Origin of the sequence: Streptomyces sp. NPDC086023 (assembly GCF_044540325.1) — a bacterium.
In the GTDB taxonomy this organism is placed as follows: domain Bacteria; phylum Actinomycetota; class Actinomycetes; order Streptomycetales; family Streptomycetaceae; genus Streptomyces.
In genome coordinates this window covers 248864-271551 of record NZ_JBITRX010000010.1, presented here as the reverse complement: position 1 = coordinate 271551, position 22688 = coordinate 248864, and the positions used below count along the sequence as shown (strand labels likewise).

Here is a 22688-nt window from a genome sequence, read left to right as displayed (position 1 = left end):
ACGCGTGTACCGGACCCGGTGGGTCCGGTGGGGCGGGAGTGGCCTAAAGTCCGTGGGCCCGCTCCGCGGGGGCGGGAACACAGCTCAGGGGAGGATTCATGCGGATGCGCCGGGAATGGGCGGCACTGGCGGTCGCGGTGGCGGCGGTGGCCGGTTCCGTGGTGACGGCGGGGCCCGCCGCGGCGGCGAGTGCGTCGGGGGTGCACACGGCCGATTTCAACGGGGACGGGTACAACGACCTGGTCATCGCTGCCCCCGCGGCGACGGTCGGCGCCAAGTCGGGCGCGGGCTACGTGGCCGTCGTGCCGGGCGGCGCGAACGGTCCGGTCACGGCCCAGCGCAGGGTGATCAGCCAGGCGACGGAGGGCGTGCCGGGCGATCCGGGGAACGAGGACTGGTTCGGCTACTCGCTGGCGACCGGTGACTTCAACGCCGACGGGTTCTCCGACCTGGCGGTGGGTGCTCCGTACGACCGGACGGGCACGGTGGCCGTCAACCAGGCCCCCGGTTCGGTGACCGTGCTGTACGGCAGCCCTGCGGGCCTGGTGAAGGCGGCGCGGATCATGGGCACGACCAAGCAGTTGGGCCTCGCGGTCACCGCGGCCGACATGGACGGCAACGGCCGCCCGGAGGTCGTCGCCAGCGAGTACCGGCTCTACCCGGAGGGCGGTCTGCGTCGCTTCACGGTCGCCAAGGGCGGCACCACCCTGACGCGGACGGCCGACTACACGACCTTCGGCGTGTACGGGCTGGCGGCGGGCGACGTGGACGGCGACGGGCGCGACGAGGTGGTGGCGCAGTTCGGCAGCCTGGGCGACGTGCCGATGCTCGGCGTCTTCCACGGCGGGAAGCTGTCCGACAGCTCCGCGTGGTGGCCCGAGTCCCCCGGTGAGGGCGGCTCCGACGCCGTCGTGGGCGACCTCGACAAGGACGGCAGGGCGGAGATCGTCGTCGGCCGCCGGAACGCAGCCTGGTACGCGCCCGGCGGAGACGTGGCGATCTGGAAGGGCCGTACCGGCGGCATCGCCGACGAGCCCGACCGGGTCATCACCCAGGCCACCGCCGGTGTGCCCGGGACCGCGGAGGACGGCGACGGCTTCGGCACCTCCGTCGCGCTGGGCGACCTCGACGGCGACGGCCACCTCGACCTGGCCGTCGGGGCCGGGCGGGAGGACAACGGCACCGTGGTGGACGGCGGTTCGGTCACCGTGCTGCGCGGCAGCGCGACCGGGATCGTCACCGCGACCGGCGGTGTGGTGCTGACCCAGAACTCCACGGGCGTCCCGGGCACCACCGAGGCGCGGGACCAGTTCGGCTCGGCCGTGTCGCTGATGGACTTCACCAAGGACGGGAAGGCCGAGCTGACGGTGTCCTCGCACGGCGAGGACAACAGCGCCGCCGAGTGGCCCTACTACGGCGACGGCGTCGTCAACGTGCTGCGCGGCACGGCCACCGGGGTCGGCACGACCGGCGGGCTGTCCCTCAGGGCGGCCACCTTCGGGTCCACCCCCGGCGGCAGCCCCTTCGGCTGGGCGATCGACCGCTAGCGGCAGCACCCGGTAAAACGAGGCGGTGGCCCGCCGGGGCGTCGAGACGCTCCGGCGGGCCACCGTCGTTCCGCGGGTGGGGACTTACCGGGTGGTGTACGCCCGGAAGACCTTCACCTCGGCGGTGTTGCCCTGCTTGTCGGCGACGACGGCGCGCAGCGAGACCGCCTTGCCCTTCGCCGGGTTCTTGACGCTGACCGCGCCGTCCTTGACGGTCAGCTTCTTCCAGGTGGTGCCGTTGTCGAAGCTGACGTACACGGCCAGGGACTTGAGGTTCGAGCCCTTGGCGCTGCCCTGGACGGTGACCGGCACCCGGAGGGTGCGGCCGGCCGGGGCGGTGCTGTCGAGCGCCAGCTCCGGGGTGAAGCGGACCACCGAGGCGGGCAGCTTGGTGAACTCCGCGGTCTTCTTGGACCGGAAGGTCCAGGAGGCCTCGACCCTGCCGGTGGTGCGGGCGATGGCCTGGCCGCGGTCCAGCGTGGTGGTCAGGCGGTAGTCCGCGCTGCCGGCGGGCAGCTCGAACGGCTCCGAGTAGCCGAACGGCGCCTTGGTGCGGAAGATCTCCTTGCCGTCGCGCAGCAGGACCGTGGAGCCCTTGGTGAACGCGGTGTCGCCCTGGTGGCCGGCGCCGTCGGTCAGCAGCGGGAAGTAGCCCATCAGCTGGTTGCCGTCGCGGTAGATGCCGGTCTCGTCGCTCATGCTCGGGCCGAAGACGCCGGTGTTGAAGGTCTCGCGGTAGGTCTTGCCCGCCTTGTAAACCTTCGGCGTGCCCCACCAGCCGCCCTCGCGGATCGGGAAGCCCTGCTCGTCACGGCCGCCCAGCTGGTCGAAGTCGACCTCCCACTTGACGTCGCCGATGACGGCGAGGCGCAGGGTGGCGGTGGCCGGCAGGCGGCGCGGGATGGAGATGGAGGTGGAGCCGGAGCTGCCGGGCAGGGTGCCGAAGGCGCTGAGCGCGCCCTGCTTGCCGGGCAGCGAGGTGCCCTGGGCGACCTTCACCGTGGCGAGCTCGGAGGCCTTGATGTGCCGGGTGAAGCCGTCGGCCAGGCGCTTGACCTTGCCGCCGACCGTCATGTGGTACTCGGTCGTCGGGCCCTCGGTCCAGTGGGAGTCCCAGGTCTGGACGACCGTGGTGCCCGCCGGGACGGCGCCACCGCGGTGGGCGGTGCGGAAGCCCTTGTACGAGTCGAGCCACCAGCCGAAGCCCCAGCCGGAGTCGCCGGCGGACACCTCGAAGCCGGGGGCGGCGAACTCGCTGGTCGCCACGGAGGACGGGACGGTGACGTCGACCGGCTTCGCCGTGCGGGCGTCGACCGTGACGGTGCCGTTCTTCCCGATCTTCAGGACGGGCTGGGCGACCCAGCTGACGCCCTTCGAGAAGTCGCGCGGGTCGTGCACGAAGGAGCTGCTGAGGATGTAGTCGCCCTTCGGCAGGCGGACCTCGGAGGTGCCTGAGGGGTCGAAGAGGTTCACGAACTGGTCCGCGGCGAGCCCGGAGGTGCCGGCCAGCATGGTGTTGAAGTCCTTGGCGGGCTTGCCGTCCCGCGCCAGGTGCTTGAACTTCACGTCGTACGACTCGACTTCGCGGTCCACGGCCGCGGCCGTGCGCACGGTGGTGCCGCCGCCGGTCGCGACGACGTACGCGGAGTACGAGCCGTCCAGGGTGCCGCCGATCCGCGTGTCCGCGGTGAGGTCGACGGAGGCGGTGCCGCCCGCGGGGACGGTGACCTGCCGGGCGCCGAGGGCGAAGAAGCCCGCGGGGGCCGGCTTGCCGTCGGGGCCGGTCGCGGTGGCCTTGAGGTCCAGCGTGACGGGCTGGGTGCCGAGGTTGCGGTAGGTGACCTTCTTGGTGACCGGCTTGTCGTCGGTGTGGGGCCACTGCTGGCGGCCGAAGCTCACCGACACGGGCTCGGCGATCACGTTCTGCCTGATGGCGCTGCCGACGGCGATGCGGCCGCTGCCCTGCTGGAACGGGGTGTACTTGCCGGGCTTGGTGGAGGCGGTCAGCACGCCCTTGAGCTCGGCGCCCTTCCACTCCGGGTGCTGCTGCTTGAGCAGCGCGGCGGCGCCCGCGACGTGCGGGGTCGCCATGGAGGTGCCGGAGATGGTCAGGTAGCCCTTGGGCTTCTGGCCGACCTCCTTGTCGATGACGCTGCCGGGCGCGGCGGCCGCGGTGATGTCGACGCCGGGGGCGGTGACGTCCGGCTTGACGGCTCCGTCGCCGACGCGGGGACCCTGGCTGGAGAAGCCGGCCAGGCGGTCCTTGTCGTCGACGGCGCCGACGGTGAGCGCGGCGTCGGCGCTGCCCGGGGAGCCGACGCTGGACGGGGCGCCGTCGTTGCCGGCCGCGATGGCGAAGAGGATGCCCTTGTCGGCGCTGAGCTTGTTGACGGCCGCTTCGAGCGGGTCGATACCGGGCTGGTCGGTGCCGCCGAGGCTGAGGTTGACGACGTCGGCGCCCTGCGCGGCCGCCCACTCCATGCCGGCGAGGATGCCGGAGTCGTCGCCGTAGCCGCTGTCGTCGAGGACCTTGCCGTTGAGCAGCTTGGCGCCCGGCGCGACGCCCTTGAACCTGCCGGCGGATCCGGCGCCGGTGCCGGCCGCGATGGAGGCGACGTGCGTGCCGTGGCCGAAGCGGTCCCCGGCGTCGGCCGCGGCGGTGAAGTTCTTCTCCGCGACGACCTGTCCGGCGAGGTCGGAGTGGGTGGCGTCTACACCGGTGTCGAGCACCGCGATCTTGACGCCCTTGCCGTCGTAGCCGGCGGCCCAGGCGGTCGGGGCGCCGATCTGCCGGGTGCTCTTGTCGAGGCTGGCCTTGCGGACGCCGTCGAGCCACACCTTGGCGATGCCGGAGGCGGTGGTGCGGTACGCGGTGCCGGCCTGCGGGTCGGTCAGGGCCTCCCAGACCGCGGCGGTGCCGCGCTGCGGGGCGGTGACGGCCTCGGCGTTGAGGGAGGTGAAGGTGCGGCGCACCTCGCTGCCGGGGGCCTGGCGGAGCTGCCCCTTCGCGGCCGGGGCGGTGCCGTTGTACTGGACGATCAGCCGGATGCCGGCGCGGCGGGCGGCCTGGTACTCGGGGCGGCTCAGCTCGGTGACGTCGAAGAGCCGGGCGTCCAGCTTCCCGCTGTCGATGAGGCGCTGGGCGTCGTACGGCACGACGCGGACGTGGCCGTTCACCCGCTGCACCGAAACCGGCACGTGCTCGCGGCCCTTGGCGCGCTCGATGCCGACCGGCTTGCCCTTGGCGTCGACGACGACCTTGTCGCCGGTGAGCAGCGCGATGCGGGTGGTCGCCTGGACGGGAGCGCCGCTCGGGGCGGCGAGGTCCCCGGCCCCGGCCGGCACGGCGGCGGCCGGGGTGGTCAGCCCCGCCGCGAGTGCCACGGTGGCGGCGGCGGCCACGAAGGCCGCTCCCGCCCGGTTGAGTTGACTGCGCACGTCATCCCCCCTGGATGATGAGGTCATCTCACGGGGGAACGGAATGGCCCCCCGGCATACGCAGTATGTGCGTAAGCGATCAGATTGCTCAACAGAGTGGCCTGATTAGGCGGTTGGGACGACTGAGGTGACGCCACTCTGGCGCGATCGTCTTGTTTGGACCGTCCGACGAAGGTGACAATCGAGGTGAAGCGCCAGTAACCGGGGGGTACTTGTGTGGATCACCTGTTTCTCCGTCGCCGTCGTCGTGCAGACCGTCCTGTGCGTCCGGCACCTCAGGGCGTACCGCCGGCTCCACCCGCGGCCGACACGTCCGCGTCCTGAAAGCCCGCCGACCGTCTACGAGTTCGCCTACCTGAAGGGCGGACCGTCCCGGGTCGCGGAGACGGCGATCGGGGCGCTGTTCCTGACCGGCCGGGTGACGGTGACTGCCCCGCGGTGGCTGGACATCGCGAGCGAGCCGAGGCCCGGCGACCCGGTGCAGTGCGCGGCCGTCGACAGCCGCGGTACGAGCAGCGCGACCGGCCGGGCGGGCCGGGCCCTGCACGCGGTGACCGGGGACGTCGCCGGGTCGGCGGCGGTGGCGGCGGTGGCCGAACGGCTGGTGGCCCAGGGGCTGGCACAGGACCAGAAGGCCCTCCCGGCGGCCAAGAACACGGCCGGCCTGCACGCCGCGGCGCTGGTGGGCACTGCGCTGCTGGGCATCGCCGCCGTCACCCACGAGGCGGTGTCACGGCGCCCCGCGGGGCTCCCCGTGGTGGCCTTCACCACACTGCTGGTGGCGGGGATCGTCGTGGCGGCCATGAGCGCGCCCCTGCGGAGCAGCTGGTCCACGCACCGGGGCCGGCTGTGGCTGAAGCGGTACACGATCCACACGTTCACGCCGGACCCGGGGATGGTGCGCGTCAGCACGGACGTGCTCTCCCTGGTCACGGTGGCGTTGGCCGGGCTGGTGATGATGCGGGGCCTGTCGGCGCTGTTCGCATCCGAGACGCCGGTGTCACACACCGCCGCTGCCGCGGACGGCTCGTCCGGTGGGGGCGGGGGCGGCTGCGGAGGCGGGGACGGCGGAGGCTGCGGGAGCGGCTGCGGAGGCGGCTGCGGCGGCTGCGGCGGGTGACGCGCCGATCCTGCGCCCGCTGCGCTCAGACGCCCATCGCCTCCCTGGCCTGGAAGGTGCGCCGGTAGGCGATCGGCGAGACGCCGAAGGCCGCCCGCATGTGCTGCCGCAGGGAGTTGCCCGAGCCGAAGCCGGACCGGTGGGCCACCAGGTCGACCGGGAGGTCACTGGTCTCCAGCAGCTGGCGGGCCAGTTCCAGCCGCTGGGCGGTGAGCCACTGCACCGGCGTCATGCCCACCTCGTCGCGGAACCGTCGGGTGAAGGTGCGCAGGCTCATCCCGGCCTGCGCGGACAGCTCGGCGAGGGTCAGCGGGGTGTCCAGCCGGTCCATCGCCCAGGCACGGGCCGCGGAGGTGGTGGCCACGGTCGGCTCGGGCACCGGCCGCTCGATGTACTGGGCCTGTCCGCCGTCCCGCCAGGGCGGCACCACGCACAGCCGGGCGGTGAGGTTGGCGACGGCGCTGCCGTGGTCGTTGCGGATCAGGTGGAGGCAGAGGTCCACGCCCGCGGCCACCCCGGCGGAGGTCAGCAGGTCGCCGTCGTCGACGAAGAGCACGTCCTCGTCCAGCTGCACGCGCGGGAAGGCCCGCCGGAACCTCTCCGCGTCCACCCAGTGCGTGGTGGCGGGCCGTCCGTCCAGCAGCCCGGCGGCGGCCAGGACGTGCGAGCCGGTGCAGATGGACACCAGCCGGGTGCCGGGCCTGATCCGGGCCAGCGCCGCGCGCAGGTGCTCCGGCAGCGGCGCGCCCGCCAGCAGCTCGTCCATGGCGTGGGTGGGCGGGACGATCACGGTGTCGGCGGTCTCCAGCGCCTCGGGCCCGGCCGCGACGCCGACGGTGAAGCCCGCGTCGCTGGTGACCGGCTGCCCGTCGGCGGTGCACACGACGACGTCGTACAGCTTGCGGCCGCCCGGTCCGTAGGCGTTGCCGAAGACCCGGGAGGGGATCCCGAGCTCGAAGGGGGGCACGCCCTCCAGGGCGAGGACGGCGACGCGGTGCCTGGTCTCCATGGCCAGATTCTGTCACATCATGGCTATCCGGCCATCACCACACGGGTCCCCGCCGCCCCATGCTGAAGTCACGCCGCCGGACGAGCGGCCCCCCGACCAGGGTCTTTCTTTCCAAGGAGCAAGCAATGCGCGCAGTCGTCGTCAGCCAGTGGGGCGGTCCCGAGGTCCTCACCGAGGTCGAGCTGGCCAAGCCCGAGCCCGGTCTGGGCGAGGTCCTCGTCCGGGTCCACGCCGCTGGCGTCAACCCGGTCGACTGGAAGACCCGGGCCTCCGGCGCCCTGATCGCCTGGGGCCAGACCCCGATCATCGGCTGGGACGTCTCCGGCACGGTCGAGGCCGTGGGGCCGGGCGTGACCCTCTTCCAGCCGGGCGACGAGGTCTTCGGCATGCCGCGCTTCCCCTCCCAGGCGGGCGGTTACGCGGAGTACGTCACGGCCCCGGCCCGGCAGTTCGCCCGCAAGCCCGCCTCCCTCACCCACCAGCAGGCCGCCGCGCTGCCGCTGGCCGCACTGACCGCCTGGCAGGCGCTGAACGACACCGCGGGGCTGCGGGCCGGCCAGCGGGTGCTGGTGCACGCCGCCGCCGGCGGTGTGGGCCACTTCGCGGTCCAGATCGCCAAGGCCCTGGGCGCGTACGTGATCGGCACGGCCAGCGCCGGCAAGCACGGGTTCGTACGCTCCCTCGGCGCCGACGAGGTGGTCGACTACCGCAGCACCGCCTTCGAGGAGGCCGTGGCGGAGGTCGACGTGGTGATCGACTCGATCGGTGGCGACTACGGCACCCGCTCGCTGAAGGTCCTCAAGCCCGGCGGCACGCTGATCACCCTCAACGGCCCGGACGACATCCCGGCCGGCGCCGAGGGCTTCCGCACCGGCTGGACGCTCGTCGAGCCCGACTTCGCGGGCCTGCAGGCCATCGCCGCGATGGCCGAGGAGGGCAGCCTGCGCCCCGAGATCGACACCGTCCTGCCGCTCTCGGAGGCCGCGAAGGCCCACGAGATCGGCGAGCGCGGCCGCACCACCGGCAAGATCGTCCTGTCCGTGGTGTGAGCCCCGGCTCAGACGCCCGCGGTGGCCCTGGTCGTGGCGGCGATGGTCGCGGAGCCGACCACGCGCGTACCGTCGTACAGCACGATCGCCTGGCCCGGGGCCACGCCGCGGACCGGCTCGGTGAAGGTCACCCGCAGCTCGCCGTCCACGACCTCGGCGAAGACCTCGGTCTCGCCGCCGTGGGCGCGCAGCTGCGCGGTGTACGTGCCGGGGGCGGCCTCGCGGGCACCGCACCAGCGCGGCTTGATCGCCGTCAGCGCGGAGACGTCCAGGGACTCCTTGGGCCCGACGGTGACCGTGTTGTCCACCGGGGAGATGTCCAGGACGTAGCGCGGCTTGCCGTCCGGGGCCGGGTGGCCGATCCGCAGGCCCTTGCGCTGGCCGATGGTGAAGCCGTACGCGCCGTCGTGGGTGCCGACCTTCTCTCCGGACTCGTCGACGATGTCGCCCTCGGCCTTCCCCAGCCGCTTCGCGAGGAAGCCCTGGGTGTCGCCGTCGGCGATGAAGCAGATGTCGTGGCTGTCGGGCTTCTTGGCCACGGCCAGGCCCCGGCGCTCGGCCTCGGCGCGGATCTCGCCCTTCGTCGTGACCGTGTCGCCGAGCGGGAAGAGCGCGTGGGCCAGCTGCTTCTCGTCCAGCACGCCGAGGACGTACGACTGGTCCTTGGCCATGTCGGAGGCGCGGTGCAGCTCACGGCTGCCGTCGGGCAGCTCGACGATGGTGGCGTAGTGGCCGGTGCACACCGCGTCGAAACCGAGGGCGAGCGCCTTGTCGAGCAGCGCGGCGAACTTGATCTTCTCGTTGCAGCGCAGGCAGGGGTTGGGGGTGCGTCCGGCCTCGTACTCCGCGACGAAGTCCTCGACCACGTCCTCGCGGAAGCGCTCGGCCAGGTCCCAGCAGTAGAAGGGGATGCCGATCACGTCCGCGGCGCGGCGGGCGTCGCGGGAGTCCTCGATGGTGCAGCAGCCGCGGGCCCCGGTCCTGAAGGACTGCGGGTTCGCGGAGAGTGCGAGGTGGACACCGGTCACGTCGTGGCCCGCCTCGACGGCGCGGGCGGCGGCGACGGCGGAGTCCACGCCGCCGGACATGGCGGCGAGAACGCGGAGGGGACGGCGCGGCTGCGGGTTCTGAGTCATAGCACCCACCAGAGTACGGGGGGAACCGGACCCGGGGCACGGGCGTTCTTCTTCCCCGAGGGGGTGGTGCGGGTGGCACGCAGGAAGCGCGGGCCGGCGCGCAGGGCGTTGCTGGTCACGGCCCTGGGTGTGCTGGTGGGGGCCGGCGTGGCCGGTCGTGACGAGATCTCCCGCGGTTACTGGCTGCTCCCCGGGGTGTCCAAGCCCCGCAAGGAGGGCGAGCTGGACCACAAGGGGGCGCGCTGGACGGCGGCCTCCCCCGCGAACTGGCGCATGGCGGACCGGCCGGCCGACTACCCGGTGGACCGGATCGTGGTGCATGTCACGCAGGGCGGCTTCGAGGGCTCCGTCAGCGCCTTCCGCAACCCGTGGCACAAGGCGTCGGCGCACTACATCGTGCGCGGGGACGGGCACGTCGAGCAGATGGTGCGCGAGCTGGACGTCGCGTTCCACGCCAACAACCGCTCGGTGAACGAGCGCAGCGTGGGCATCGAGCACGTGGGCTTCGTGGACCGCCCCAAGGACTTCACGCCGGCGATGTACGCGGCCTCCGCGCGGCTGGCCGCCGACATCTGCGCGCGCTACGACTTCCCGGCGGACCGCCGCCACATCATCGGCCACAACGAGGTGCCGGGCGCCGACCACACGGACCCGGGCCCCCACTGGGACTGGGACCGCTACATCAGGCTGGTCCGGGCCGAGCTGAAGCGGCGCGCCGGCTGAAGCGGCGCGCCGGCTGAGTCGACCGGGCCGCCGCGTCAGCTGAGGCCGGCCGTCCGGGCGCGGGCCACGGCGGGGCCGATGGCCGCGGCGAGGGCGGCCACGTCCTCCTTGGTCGAGGTGTGGCCCAGCGAGAAGCGGAGCGTGCCGCGGGCCAGGTCCGGCGGGGTGCCGGTGGCCAGCAGGACGTGGCTGGGCTGGGCGACGCCGGCCGTGCAGGCGGAGCCGGTGGAGCACTCGATGCCCTGGGCGTCGAGCAGGAGGAGCAGGGAGTCGCCCTCGCAGCCGGGGAAGCTGAAGTGGGCGTTGGCCGGCAGCCGGTCGGCGGGGTCGCCGCTCGGCACCGCGTCGGGCACGGCGTCCAGCACGGCCGCGACGAGCTCGTCCCGCAGCGCGCCGATCTCGGCGGCGAACTGCTCGCGCCGTTCGGCGGCGAGCCGGGCGGCCACCGCGAAGGCGGCGATCGCGGGTACGTCGAGGGTGCCGGAGCGGACGTGCCGCTCCTGGCCGCCGCCGTGCAGGACGGGTACGGGCGTCTGGTCGCGGCCCAGCAGCAGCGCGCCGATGCCGTAGGGGCCGCCGATCTTGTGGCCGCTGACGGTCAGCGCGGCGAGCCCCGACGCGGCGAAGTCCACGTCCAGCTGCCCGACGGCCTGGACCGCGTCGGAGTGCATCGGTACACCGAACTCGCGCGCCACCGCCGCCAGTTCGGCGACCGGCAGCACCGTGCCGATCTCGTTGTTGGCCCACATCACGGTGGCGAGGGCCACGTCGTCCGGGTCGCGCTCGATGGCCTCGCGCAGGGCTTCGGGGTGCACCCGGCCGTACCGGTCGACGGGCAGGTACTCGACGCGGGCGCCCTCGTGCTCGCCGAGCCAGTGCACCGCGTCCAGCACCGCATGGTGCTCGACCGGGCTGGTCAGCACGCGGGTGCGGGCGGGGTCGGCGTCGCGGCGGGCCCAGTACAGGCCCTTGACCGCGAGGTTGTCGGCCTCGGTGCCGCCAGCGGTGAAGACGACCTCGCTCGGCCGTGCTCCGAGCGCCTCCGCCAGGGCCTCGCGGGCCTCCTCGACGGCGCGGCGGGCCCGGCGGCCCGCCGCGTGCAGCGAGGAGGCGTTGCCGGTGACGGTGAACTGGGCGGTCATCGCCTCGGCGGCCTCCGGGAGCATCGGAGTGGTCGCGGCGTGGTCGAGGTAGGCCATGGTTCCCCGATTCTACGAGGGCCCGGCGGCCGCCTTGACCCAGGTGCGCGGCGTACGGACGGGACGCCGGTACGCCGGTACGCCGCACGCAGCGCCGGGCCCGGCCCGCCTCAGCCGCGCGGGGCGCGGGCCAGCTGCCGCGACTGGGCCACCAGGCGGTCCGTACTGTCCCAGACCTCGGCGTCCTCCTCCAGGAATCCACCGGCCATGTTCCGCGTCGTGATCGAGACGCGGAGCGGGCCGGGCGCGGGGCGGCACCGGATGTGGGTGGTGAGCTCGACGGTGGGCGCCCAGCCGATCAGGCCGAGGTCGAAGGCGGTGGGCGGCAGCGCGTCCACGGCCAGCAGCAGGGAGAGCGGGTCGGCGTCGCGGCCGTCGGCCAGGCCGAACCAGGCCCGCATCTCGCCCTTGCCCGAGGGGGCGCCCAGGGCCCAGCCCGCGGTGGCCGGATCCAGCCGCAGCGCGAGCCGGTCGACGATGGCGGAGCTGCCCGGGATGGGAGCCGGGCCCATCTCGGGGCCGAGGCAGTGCTCGTACGGGGGCATGGCCGGCGGCTTCGCGCTCGTGCGGACGTCGTCGGTGAGCGCGCCGAGGTCGCCGTAGGAGGCGAGGACGCGGATGCGCTCGACCTCGGCGCCGCTCTCGTCGTACTGGAAGAGGGAGGCCTGGCCGGTGGAGAGGGTGTTGCCGGTGCGGACCTGCTGGGTGCGGATCACGGCGGGGCCGGGGACCGAGGAGGTGAGGTAGTGCGCCGAGACCGTGACGGGGTCGCGGTGCGGGAGGGCCTCGGAGAGCGCCCTTCCCACCAGGGCCAGCAGGTAGCCGCCGTTGACGGCGCTGATGATGGTCCACCCGGCGGAGAGTTCCGCGTCGAAGACGCCCGGTTCGGCCGCGCCGCGGGGCGTGAGCCGGGTGTCCCGGTCGAACTCGCTGTCGCCGATCGTTGCCTGAGCTGCTGCCTGTGCCATACATCCAGCGTACCGCCGGTAGCTACTAAGCGGTAGCTTTTCTTGTTACGGCTTGGCGTGCTCCTCCTCGGCCACCTCCGAGCGGCGGTTCCAGGCGCGCGGGGCCTGCCAGTGGAAGCGCATCGCCAGCAGCCGGAAGACGAAGGCGGTCACGGCGGCGATGGTGCTGGTCACCGCGTTGAGGGCGTCGAAGTTGAGGAAGAGGGCGACCATGCCGGCGCCCACCATCGCGGGCACGGCGTACATCTCGCGGTCGCGCAGCAGCGAGGGCACCTCGTTGGCCAGCACGTCGCGCAGCACACCGCCGCCGACGGCGGTGGCGAGGCCGAGGGCGGCGGACTGGGTCAGGCCGAGGCCGTACTCGTAGGCCTTGGTCGTGCCCGTGACGCAGAAGAGACCGAGGCCGGCCGCGTCGAGGACGCTGACCAGCCGGTTGATCCGGGCCACCTCGGGGTGGAGGAAGAAGACGAAGGCGGCGGCGACCAGCGGCGTGACGAAGTAGCCGAAGTCGGTGAAGGCGGCGGGCGGGATCGCGCCGATCATCAGGTCACGGAAGAGGCCGCCGCCGAGGGCGGTGACCATCGCGAGCATCGCGATGCCGAAGATGTCGAAGTTCTTGCGGACCGCGAGCAGAGCGCCGGCCAGGGCGAAGACGAAGATGCCGACCAGATCCAGGGCGTGCTGGAGGGTCGGGTTGAACAGATCGTGGTACAGGGACACGGACACATTCTGCCGGTCGGTTCCGGCCATGCCCGTGCCGAGGTGCGGGGGACCCGGGGCCGCGCCCAGGGTCCCCCGCACCCCCGTCTACTCGGCGGCCTCCGCCGCCTCCGGCAGCGCCGGGTCGCCCGGGGCCTGGTCCGGGGCGTTCTCCGGGTGGTGGCAGGCGACCTGGTGACCGGTCTTGAGCGCCAGCAGCGGCGGCTCGATGGTCTTGCAGATCTGCGTGGCCTTCCAGCACCGGGTGTGGAACCGGCAGCCGCTCGGCGGCGAGATCGGCGAGGGCACGTCGCCCTTGAGCAGGATGCGGCCGGTCTTGGCCCCGCGGCGCTTCGGGTCCGGCACCGGCACGGCCGACAGCAGCGCCTTGGTGTACGGGTGCATCGGCGCCTCGTACAGCGACTTGCGGTCGGTCAGCTCGACCATCTTGCCGAGGTACATGACCGCGATGCGGTCCGAGACGTGCCGGATGACCGACAGGTCGTGCGCGATGATCACGTACGTGAGGCCCAGCTCGTCCTGGAGGTCGTCCAGCAGGTTGACCACCTGCGCCTGGATCGACACGTCGAGGGCCGAGACCGGCTCGTCCGCGACCACGAGCTTCGGCTTGAGCGCGAGCGCACGGGCGATGCCGATGCGCTGGCGCTGGCCGCCGGAGAACTCGTGCGGGTAGCGGTTGTAGTGCTCGGGGTTCAGGCCCACGAGGCTGAGCAGGCGCTGGACCTCCTGCTTCAGGCCGCCCTCGGGCTCGATGCCCTGGAGCTTGAAGGGGGCGCTGATGATCGTGCCGACCGTGTGGCGCGGGTTCAGCGAGCCGTACGGGTCCTGGAAGATCATCTGCACGTCACGGCGGAGCGGGCGCATGCCCGAGACGCCCAGGTGCGTGATGTCCTTGCCCTCGAACTCGACCTTTCCGCCGGTCGGTTCGAGCAGCCGCGTGATCAGCCGGCCCATGGTGGACTTGCCGCAGCCGGACTCGCCGACCACGCCGAGGGTCTCACCCGGGTAGACCTCGAAGTCGAGGCCGTCGACGGCCTTGACCGCGCCGACCTGGCGCCGCAGCAGCCCCTTGTTGATGGGGAAGTGCTTGGTCAGGCCGGAGACCCTCAGCAGCGGCTCGGGCGAGGCGGTGGCCTGCGCGGGGACGGTGGCCGCGTCCGTCTTCTTCATGTCGGTCACAGCTTCGGCGCAATCTCTTCGGTCCAGATCCGGGTCCGCTCCTCCTGCGACATGTGGCAGGCGGACCAGTGCTTCGTCCCGTCGTCCGTCAGCTCCGGCCGCACGGTGCGGGTGACCCCGCCCTTGGGCACGTCGGCGTACGGGCAGCGCGGGTTGAAGGCACAGCCGCTGGGGATGTTGATGAGGCTGGGCGGCGAGCCCTTGACCGGGATGAGCCGCTCGGTCTGGTCGCGGTCGATGCGCGGCATGGAGCCCAGCAGACCCCAGGTGTAGGGGTGCCGCGGCTCGTAGAAGACCTTCTCGGCCGTGCCGCGCTCGACGCACCGGCCGCCGTACATCACGAGGATGTCGTCGGCCATCTCGGCGACCACGCCGAGGTCGTGCGTGATCATGATGACCGCCGAGCCGAACTCCTTCTGGAGGTCCCGGATGAGGTCGAGGATCTGCGCCTGGACGGTGACGTCCAGGGCGGTCGTCGGCTCGTCCGCGATCAGCAGCTCGGGGTTGTTGACCAGACCCATGGCGATCATGGCGCGCTGGCGCATGCCGCCGGAGAACTCGTGCGGGTACGCGTCGACGCGCTTGCCCGGCTCGGGGATGCCGACCCGGTCGAGCATCTCGATCGCGCGCTTGCGCGCGGTCTTCTTGTCGACGTCGTTGTGGTTCCGGTACGCCTCGACGATCTGGGAGCCCACCGAGTAGTACGGGTGCATCGCGGACAGCGGGTCCTGGAAGACCATTGCCATCTTGCGGCCGCGCAGCTGCCGTACGTCGTCGGCGTCGGCGCGCAGCAGCTCCTGGCCGTCCAGCCAGATCTCGCCGGAGATCTGCGGGCGGTTGCGGCTGTGGCCGGTCCGGTGCAGGCCCATGACGGCGAGCGAGGTGACCGACTTGCCGGAGCCGGACTCGCCCACGATGCCGAGGGTCTTGCCGCGCTCCAGGTCGAAGGAGAGGCCGTCGACGGACTTGACGATGCCGTCGTCGGTCGGGAAGTGGACCTTGAGGTCGCGGACCGAGAGGAAGGCCTCCGGGCGGGGGCCGGCCTGCTCGGGGATGCCGACCGGGCCGGTGGCGGTTCCCGCGACCTGGGCGCCTTCGTTGTTCAGCGGGGTCTCGGTCACGTCAGCCTCACGCGCGGGTCTACGACGGAGTACATGATGTCCACGATCAGGTTGGCCATCACGATGAAGAAGGCGGCGACCAGGGTCACGCCCATGATCACGGGCAGGTCGCCCTGGCTGATCGCGCCGACCGCGGCGGTGCCGAGGCCGGGGAAGTTGAAGGTCGACTCGGTGAGGACGGCGCCGCCGAGCAGGCCGCCCAGGTCGAGGCCGACGAGGGTGAGGACGGGGGTCAGGGTGGAGCGCAGCGCGTGCTTCCCGATGACCACGTTCTCCTTGAGGCCCTTGGCGCGGGCCGTCCGGATGTAGTCCTCGCCCAGGACTTCGAGCATGGTGGCCCGGGTGATGCGGGCGTACGTCGCGGCGAACAGGAAGGCCAGCGTGATCCAGGGCAGCAGCATGCTGTTGAACCAGGCCGCCGGATCGTCGACGAGCGGCGCGTACTCACTCGCGTCCAGCCACTGGAGGGAGTAGACGAAGATCGCCGTCGCCAGCATGCCCGTGAAGTAGATGGGCAGGGACACGCCGGCCAGGGCACCGATCATGGTGAACCGGTCCCAGATCGTGCCTCTCCTCAGTGCGGAGATCACGCCGGTGAGCACACCGCCGATGACCCAGAGGATCACCGCTCCGCTCGCGAGGGAGAGGGTGACGGGAATGCGGTCGAGCAGCATCTCCCACACCGGCTGCTCGGCCTTGAACGAGTAGCCGAAGCACGGTGCGGGGCAGTGCGTTACCTCCGTGCCCTGGTTGTAGTCGCGGCCGGCGACGATGCCCTTGAGGAAGATTCCGTACTGCTCAGGGATGGACTTGTCGAAGCCCATCTTGACGCGGATGCCCTGAAGAGCCGTTTCGTTGGTCTCGCGGCCGGCGTACATGAGAGCCGGGTCGCTGCCGGTGATTTTCGGCACCGCGAAGAAGATGCCGAAGGTGACCGCGGAGACCACCAGCAGCGTGGCGACGACATTGAAGAGCCGCCGAATGAGGTAGACGAGCACTGCAGTCGGCCGCTCGGGCGGGCGGCCGCCGTCCCTTGTGGGGACGGCAGCCGCCGCCTGCGGCCTTCACCTGCCCTTCGAACTAGCGCATGTGTGGTGAAGGCACATGTCCTGCTGTTACTTGACGACACCCACGGTGGCGAGGTCGATCTTGCCCATCGACTCGTTGAAGTAGACGTTCGTCAGGCGCGGGTTGTGGTAGACGAAGGCCTTGTCGAAGTTGATCGGCAGGTAGAGCGCCTTCTCCATGACCTTCTTGTTGATGTCCGTGTAGAACGGGGCGGCCTCTTCCGGGGTGGCGGCGTCGGCGGCCTTGTCGAACAGCCCGTTGACCTCGGGGTCGTTCAGCATGGAGTAGTTGTTGTTGCCGTTCGGCAGGATGAAGCTGCCGTCGACCAGCGGCTGCAGGAAGCCGGAGCCGGAGTTGTAGTCGGCACCCCAGCCCATGACGATGATGCCGTAGCCCTTCTTCTTCACGTTCTCGGGCGAGCCGATCGTGGAGGAGGAGAGCTTGCCGTCGTACTGGTCGATGGAGGCCTCGATGCCGACGGCCTTCAGCGACTCCTGGAGCGACTCGGCGGTCTTGACCTCGGCGGCGCGGTTGTTGCGGACCGCGATCGTGGTCTTGAAGCCGTTCGGCTGGCCACAGGCGGCCAGGGCGGCCTTGGCCTTGTCGACCTGCGGGGCGCCACCGGCCAGGCCGTACGGGTCGTACGACTTGTCGGAGCCCGGGATGCCCGGAGGCAGCATGTTCGCGCCGAGGTCACCCGAGGTCGGGCCGCCGCGGGCGGTCTGCAGGGACTTCGGGTTGGCCGCGTAGATGACGGCCTTGCGGCACTCGATGTTGTCGAACGGCTTGACCGTCTGCGGGAAGACGAAGTAGCGGATGTAGCCCGTGAACGGGTTGTCCGCGTTCTTCTTCAGCTTCGGGTCCTGCAGGATCTTGATCTTGGCGGCCTGCTGGACACCGGTGCCGTCGACCGCGAGGTCGATGTCGCCGTTGAGCAGGCGCGCGTCCATGTCCTCGGCGTTGGTGGTCACCGTGAACGAGACCTTGTCCGGCAGACCCTTGCGGATCGTGTCGGTCTTCGGGTCCCAGTTCGGGTTGCGCTCGAAGGTGGCGCCCTTGCTCGCGGTGAAGCTGGTGACCTTGTACGGGCCCGTGGAGATCGGGGCGTTGGTGTACTTGGCGCCCGTGTCCTTCGCGGCCGGGACCGGCGAGGAGGACGGCATGGCCAGGAGGTAGGAGAAGTCGGAGTTCGGCTTCGCCAGGTTGAAGACGATGGTCTTGTCGTCCGGCGTCTGGACCGACTTCAGACCCATCTTGTTGGGGTCCTTGTCCTTGTACGGGCCGGGGTACTTCTGGCCCTGGTCAAGGATGTCGATCAGGTAGGTCGGACCGCCGGAGAGGACGTCCTGCGCGAAGACGCGCTCGATGCCGTACTTGATGTCCTTCGAGGTGATCGGCGTACCGTCCTCGAACTTCACGCCGTCCTTGAGCTTCAGCGTGTAGGTCTTGCCGCCGTTGCTCAGGACCGGCAGGGCCTCGGCGAGGTCCGGGACCAGCTTGGTGCCGTCCTTGCCCGGCTTGCTGTCGTACGCGAGCAGCTGGCGGATGTAGAGGCGCTGCAGGTTCCAGACGAAGCCGTAGTAGGCGCGCGCCGGGTCGAGGTAGTCGACGTCCTGGGGCGACCAGAGCTTGAGCTCGCCGCCCTTCTTGTCGGACGGGTTCACGACACCGGTGGTCGCGGCGTTGAACGCGGCGTTGGAGGAGCCGCCTTCCTTGCCCTTGCCTTCATCCGAGCCGCCGCCGCACGCGGTGGCCGTGAGGGACAGCGCGGCCACCGTGGCGGCGATCGCGACTGCCTGCTTTCTGCGGATCACTGTGTTCCAACCTCCAGGAATGGATTCAGGTGAATCAGGTGAAACGGTTCAGCTGCCCTTGGGGTCGAGTGCGTCACGCAGCCCGTCCCCGAAGAGGTTGAACGCCAGGACGGTGAGGAAGATCGCGACACCGGGGACCACCATCGACATGGGGTCCGCCTGGTAGAGCGGCAGCGCATCGGAGAGCATCTTTCCCCAGGAAGGGGTGGGGGGCTTGACGCCCGCGCCCAGGAAGCTCAGGGCCGCCTCGGTGAGGATGTTGGTCGGGATGATCAGCGTCGTGTAGACGAGGATCGGGGCGACCAGGTTGGGGAGCAGTTCCTTGAAGAGGATGTAGCCGCGGCCGGCGCCCAGGGAGCGGGCGGCCTCGACGTACTCCCGCTCGCGGAGCGAGATGGTCTGGCCGCGGACGATGCGCCCGATGTACGGCCAGCCGAAGAAGCCGATGACCACGATCAGTACGCCCATGCGGACGCCCGTACCGGTCAGGCCCCACAGCTCGTTGGGGACCACCGAGACCAGCGCGATGGTGAACAGCAGCTGCGGGAAGGCGAGCAGCAGGTCCATCGTGCGGCTGATGGCCGCGTCGACCCAGCCCCCGAGGAAGCCGGCCAGCGCTCCCAGGATGCTGCCCAGGACCACGGAGACGAACGCCGCGAGGAAGGCGACGAGCAGCGAGATGCGCGAGCCGTAGACGATGCGGCTGAAGACGTCGCGGCCGTTGGTGGGCTCGACGCCGAGCAGGAAGTCCGAACTGATGCCGCCGAAGGAGCCCTTCGGGATGCCCAGGTCCGGGTCGAGCATGTCCTCGTGGAACTCGTTCGGCGGGTGGCCGAGGAGGCTGACGATCTGCGGTGCGAACACCGCGACCAGGATCAGGAAGATCACGACGAATCCGCCGGTCAGGGCGACCTTGTCGCGCTTGAGGCGCATCCACGCGATCTTGCCGGGCGAACGACCTTCGATGGCCTTGGCAGGGACTTCGGCGGCGACGGCTGCGATCTCGTCCGCGGCTGTGTCGTGCAGTGGTGCCGTCATCGTGGTGGGGACCCCTCTCGGCCGACGGGTGGCCGGCCCATGCCCGCCGCTGTAGCGGCTTGGTTCACATCGGTGTCGCTGATGGTGCGATTGCTGGCTGATGTTGCTGCGTGTGCTGGCTGGAAAGAGCTGCTGAAGTGCACGTGAAGAGCTGGTGGTTGCAGGGTTCGCAGCTCTTGGTGGGGGGAGTCTTCAACGGTCGCGCGATCACCCGCCAGACCCGACGGGGATGTGATGCGCAACCGTGATGTGGCTCGATACCTTCCGTTATCCGGACCAAGCGCGCGGCTCAGCGGAGCAACACCGGCCGATCGGCGCGGATCGGACATCGAGCCCAACTGCCTCTTCGGGTGCGCTTTTTGGGCGGAACCAACCGCCCGGAGCCGGACATACGGCAAAGGCCGCACCGATGCGGATCGGTACGGCCTTCGAGATGCCCGTCTCACATTCCGGCCACCCGGCAGGCGGGGCACCGGACCGGCGCGGGGCCGGACGGGGGTCAGTACGCCGGGGCGTGCGCCTCGCGGTCGTAGAAGGGGCGGGCCTGCGCGCGCAGCCACATCGCCACCGGATCGTGCTCGTCGGCGAGCGCGACGGTCGACACGGGAAGCCCCTCCGGAACGGCGGAGACCGCCCGGCGCATCATGTCCCGCACCGACTCGACCGCCGGCGCGGAGGCGTCGTAGAGGTCGAGGCCGATGGCCAGGTACGGGGTCCCCAGCGCGGGCTGCACCCAGGCGCGCCGCAGCGAGCGGACGGCTGTGGTGCGGTGCGCGTGCTGGGTGAGCAGTGCGTAGAACTGCGGCAGTTCGATGGCGGGGTCGGAAATGCGCAACGGGCCGGCCGGCATCCGGTCCAGACCGGTGGCGATGCGCCGCAGGTCCGCCCACGGAACGCCGATGCCGCCGCCGGCGGCGTGCGGGTTGAGCCAGATCCCCCAGCGCTCGGGGTAGAGGGAGCGGGCCACCTCACGGCCGCTGACCACCTCGTACGCGCGGTTCCAGCCGCTGGCGGCGAGTTCCGCGGCGGAGGTCACGCAGGGCGCGTAGCCCAGGCCCTCGACCTCCATGCCGCCGTACTGGGCGTCGGGCGACCCGGGCCGGCCGTGCCAGAGCAGCATCCACAGCTGCCCGTCGGCCAGCGCCTGGAGCAGCGCCTCGTAGGTCTCGTAGCGCCCGGGCGTGACCTGGCGCAGCATGTGCTCGACCTGGCCTGCCGCGGCCGTGCCTGACGCACTCACCCGGTACCCCTCTTCGTCCGCCCGACGTCACGCGTGTCGGCCGCCCGGCAACCGGGTGCGGCCTGCAATGGAAAACAGCTTACGGTCCCCGGTGCCGCTCAGGGCAGGTAGAAGGGGCGTACGCGCTCCAGCATCCAGTCGCCGACCGGGTCCCGGGCCACGTCGAGGAGCAGCAGGTTCACCTGCCAGGCCGGATGGACCCGGGCCAGGGCACGGCCGAGGGCCTCCATGGGGGCGTTGCTGTCCGCCAGTTCCCAGTTGAGGAACTGCACCCCGATGAAGAGGACCGGGTCGCCGCCCTCGATGCTGGCCAGGCAGCGGCGGGCCGAGGCGACCACCCCGGTCGCGCGGAACTCCTCGCCGGCGGCGGCGAGGAAGTCGACCGGGTCCTCCTGCCAGTCCGGTTCGAAGAGCCGGACCCGGCCGCCGCTGGCGGGGCCGTCGAGCGCGGTGCGCCCGGCGCGGCAGAGCTCTGCGACGGCGGGGGGCGGCAGGGGGACGCCGACGGCGCCCTCGGGGTTCACGGCGATGCCGAGCTGCGGGGGCAGGCCGCGGGCGAACTCGACCGCGGGGGCCACGGTGAAGGGCATCTGGGGGCCGGCGCACTGCTCGAACTGCTGCTGGGAGCTGTAGACGGGCACGTAGGGGGCGCCGTCGAGCTCCATGGTGGGCAGCCGGAGGCTGGGGCTGTCGGGTCCGCCGCCCTCGGGCAGCGGGATCCAGAGCTGGCTGCGGCCGAGCACCTCGACGATGCGGCCGCCGGCGGCCGGGTTGCCGAGGGAGGCGCCGAGGGTCTCCTCAAGCTCGTTCGCGGGCCACCCGTGCCCGGCCAGGCCGGCGCCGCCGTAGGTGCCGTCGTGCGTGCCGCTGGTCATGTCCACCCCGGTCGTCCTCTCCGCGTGCCGCCCCGACCCTACCGGTCCCGGCCCCGGGCGGCCGTCGGTCATCCCCCGAAGTCCACCCGCGTGAGACGGGCCGCCGCGGGGCGGTCGAGGAGGGTCACCGAGGCGCAGCCGGCGGGCGGCCCGCCGCGCTCGGCGGTGGCGAGGAGGCGGGCGACCGTGCGGCGGTGGCGCAGGAAGGCATACGCGGAGACGCCGCGGCCCCGTGCCGCCTGGCCGGACAGGGCCTCCTCCGGGCTCGCGTCCAGCAGCAGCAGGTGCAGCCCCCGGCCGCGCCGCCCGGCGGCGCGGGCCAGCAGCCCGCGGACCCAGGCCTGCGTGCCGCAGTCGTGGACGACCAGGCTCTCGCCCGAGCGCAGCGCCCGCCAGAGGCCGGTGTAGTGGGCCGCCCTGACCAGGGGGCGGTAGACCGCGTACGGCAGGAGGGCCGGCATGCGCCGCTCCCAGCGCTCGCGCACGTCCTGGGAGTCGATGCCGCGCCCCGCGACGGCCCGCTTCATCAGCGTGCTCTTGCCGCTGCCCGGCAGCCCGGAGACCACCACCACGTCCCCGGCGGCGAACTCCAGCCGGACCGGGCCGCGCGTCCCGGCGCCCCGCAGGTCGCAGACGCCCTCGGGGCCCGGCCGGACCACCGCCCGCAACGGCAGCCCCCGGGACGCCTCACGCGCCCCCGGCTGGGCCGGTACGGCCGGGGCCGCGGCCGGGACCACGGAAACCGCCGGGACCACGGGAACCGCCGCAGGGACGGCAGGGACCGCCGACGGCACCGCCGCGACGCGTCCGGCCGCCTCCGGCGCCTCCCCGGGGCTCGCCGGTACGCGGCCCGGGACTCCCCCGGCGCCGCCGGGTCCGGGGCGCGAGGTGCCCTCGGGGCCGCCCGGTCCGGGGCGCGCCTCGTCCGGCAGCGCACGCGCGCCGCCCGCCACCGCTCCGAAGATCCGCACAGTGCTCGCCTCCCCTGGGGGCCCCTCCCGGCAGCGGCCGGAAGGAGGGTCACGGGACCCTTGCCCACTGAGTGTAAAGAGACGGTAATCCGACCGCCCCGGTTCCGTCCGGGACCCGCCCCCACACTCGCGCCGCGGTCCTTCCGCGGTCCCCCCACCCTCCCACCGCCGCCCGCTCCGGTCTCCCCCTTGTCCGCCCACTGGCCGCCCGCGCGCGATTCCGCCGGGCCCCGGGCCCCCCGTTCCCGGCGGACGCGTGCAATGATGTGCGCGCCAACTCCATACAGGCCGCTTGAATCCGCGCGGGAGAGTGCCGGGCACCGCTGTCGTACGACCGCCGCCCCGGACGCCGAAGGAGCAAGACCCTCCCTTGAATCTCTCAGGCCCCGATACCGCGCGGGCGAGGCACATCTGAAAAGCGAGCCCGGCAGGCACGTCCACCGCCTCCCGGCTCCACCCAAGGTGCAAGTCAC

18 protein-coding genes and 1 riboswitch are annotated in these 22688 nt (G+C 72.1%); of the genes, 4 read left to right on the top strand and 14 right to left on the bottom strand.

All coding sequences use genetic code 11. The annotated features are described in order from the left end of the window. The first annotated feature begins 104 nt into the window (after positions 1–104). A complete protein-coding gene (locus ACIF6F_RS21580; protein ID WP_399948853.1) occupies positions 105–1547 on the top strand; it encodes an FG-GAP-like repeat-containing protein in 1443 nt (480 codons plus the stop codon). A gap of 84 nt (positions 1548–1631) precedes the next feature. Here the strand turns inward: ACIF6F_RS21580 and ACIF6F_RS21575 are convergent, their stop codons facing one another. Continuing rightward, positions 1632–5012 (bottom strand): S8 family peptidase, encoded by a 3381-nt coding sequence (locus ACIF6F_RS21575; RefSeq protein WP_399948851.1) that lies wholly within the window; start codon positions 5010–5012, stop codon positions 1632–1634. 187 nt (positions 5013–5199) lie between these two features. Between ACIF6F_RS21575 and ACIF6F_RS21570 the strand changes: the two genes are divergently transcribed. After that, complete coding sequence (locus tag ACIF6F_RS21570; RefSeq protein WP_399948849.1) at positions 5200–6105, top strand: TIGR04222 domain-containing membrane protein; 906 nt, start codon at positions 5200–5202, stop codon at positions 6103–6105. 25 nt (positions 6106–6130) lie between these two features. Here the strand turns inward: ACIF6F_RS21570 and ACIF6F_RS21565 are convergent, their stop codons facing one another. Next, complete coding sequence (locus ACIF6F_RS21565) at positions 6131–7114, bottom strand: GlxA family transcriptional regulator (RefSeq protein ID WP_399948847.1); 984 nt, start codon at positions 7112–7114, stop codon at positions 6131–6133. A gap of 125 nt (positions 7115–7239) precedes the next feature. Between ACIF6F_RS21565 and ACIF6F_RS21560 the strand changes: the two genes are divergently transcribed. Continuing rightward, positions 7240–8163: an NADP-dependent oxidoreductase gene (locus tag ACIF6F_RS21560; protein ID WP_399948845.1), complete on the top strand. Its 924-nt coding sequence runs from the start codon at positions 7240–7242 to the stop codon at positions 8161–8163. Positions 8164–8171: 8 nt separating this feature from the next. Here the strand turns inward: ACIF6F_RS21560 and mnmA are convergent, their stop codons facing one another. Further along, positions 8172–9299, bottom strand: a complete 1128-nt coding sequence (gene mnmA / locus ACIF6F_RS21555) for a tRNA 2-thiouridine(34) synthase MnmA (protein ID WP_399948843.1) — start codon at positions 9297–9299, stop codon at positions 8172–8174. Positions 9300–9365: 66 nt separating this feature from the next. On the opposite strand from mnmA, the gene ACIF6F_RS21550 reads away from it, so the two are divergent. Beyond that, positions 9366–10022 carry an N-acetylmuramoyl-L-alanine amidase gene (locus tag ACIF6F_RS21550; protein ID WP_399949003.1) on the top strand — a complete coding sequence of 219 codons (657 nt, stop codon included), beginning with the start codon at positions 9366–9368 and terminating at the stop codon, positions 10020–10022. 35 nt (positions 10023–10057) lie between these two features. Here ACIF6F_RS21550 and ACIF6F_RS21545 read toward each other — a convergent pair whose 3' ends face one another. The 11 genes from ACIF6F_RS21545 to ACIF6F_RS21495 form a co-directional block, all read right to left on the bottom strand. Continuing rightward, positions 10058–11221, bottom strand: coding sequence for a cysteine desulfurase family protein (locus tag ACIF6F_RS21545; RefSeq protein ID WP_399948841.1), 1164 nt, complete (start codon positions 11219–11221; stop codon positions 10058–10060). A gap of 110 nt (positions 11222–11331) precedes the next feature. After that, positions 11332–12189 carry a thioesterase family protein gene (locus ACIF6F_RS21540; RefSeq protein WP_399948839.1) on the bottom strand — a complete coding sequence of 286 codons (858 nt, stop codon included), beginning with the start codon at positions 12187–12189 and terminating at the stop codon, positions 11332–11334. A gap of 45 nt (positions 12190–12234) precedes the next feature. Next, positions 12235–12939: a trimeric intracellular cation channel family protein gene (locus tag ACIF6F_RS21535; RefSeq protein ID WP_399949001.1), complete on the bottom strand. Its 705-nt coding sequence runs from the start codon at positions 12937–12939 to the stop codon at positions 12235–12237. Positions 12940–12996: 57 nt separating this feature from the next. Next, complete coding sequence (locus tag ACIF6F_RS21530) at positions 12997–14088, bottom strand: ABC transporter ATP-binding protein (RefSeq protein WP_399948837.1); 1092 nt, start codon at positions 14086–14088, stop codon at positions 12997–12999. Continuing rightward, positions 14085–15143, bottom strand: a complete 1059-nt coding sequence (locus tag ACIF6F_RS21525) for an ABC transporter ATP-binding protein (RefSeq protein WP_399948999.1) — start codon at positions 15141–15143, stop codon at positions 14085–14087. Before ACIF6F_RS21525 ends, ACIF6F_RS21530 begins: the two co-directional genes overlap by 4 nt. Before the next feature lie 62 nt (positions 15144–15205). Next, positions 15206–16207: an ABC transporter permease gene (locus ACIF6F_RS21520; protein WP_399948835.1), complete on the bottom strand. Its 1002-nt coding sequence runs from the start codon at positions 16205–16207 to the stop codon at positions 15206–15208. 117 nt (positions 16208–16324) lie between these two features. Next, the gene (locus ACIF6F_RS21515; protein WP_399948833.1) at positions 16325–18091 is read right to left on the bottom strand and encodes an ABC transporter substrate-binding protein; all 1767 of its coding nucleotides are present in this window, start codon (positions 18089–18091) and stop codon (positions 16325–16327) included. A 48-nt stretch (positions 18092–18139) separates the two neighbouring features. After that, positions 18140–19129, bottom strand: coding sequence for an ABC transporter permease (locus ACIF6F_RS21510; RefSeq protein ID WP_399948831.1), 990 nt, complete (start codon positions 19127–19129; stop codon positions 18140–18142). Positions 19130–19628: 499 nt separating this feature from the next. Beyond that, the gene (locus ACIF6F_RS21505) at positions 19629–20369 is read right to left on the bottom strand and encodes an enhanced serine sensitivity protein SseB C-terminal domain-containing protein (RefSeq protein ID WP_399948830.1); all 741 of its coding nucleotides are present in this window, start codon (positions 20367–20369) and stop codon (positions 19629–19631) included. Between the two features lie 98 nt (positions 20370–20467). Continuing rightward, a complete protein-coding gene (locus ACIF6F_RS21500; RefSeq protein ID WP_399948997.1) occupies positions 20468–21244 on the bottom strand; it encodes an enhanced serine sensitivity protein SseB in 777 nt (258 codons plus the stop codon). A gap of 68 nt (positions 21245–21312) precedes the next feature. Then, positions 21313–21999, bottom strand: a complete 687-nt coding sequence (locus ACIF6F_RS21495) for an AAA family ATPase (RefSeq protein WP_399948995.1) — start codon at positions 21997–21999, stop codon at positions 21313–21315. A gap of 509 nt (positions 22000–22508) precedes the next feature. Beyond that, positions 22509–22620: riboswitch (glycine riboswitch) on the top strand. The last annotated feature ends 68 nt before the right edge of the window (positions 22621–22688 follow it).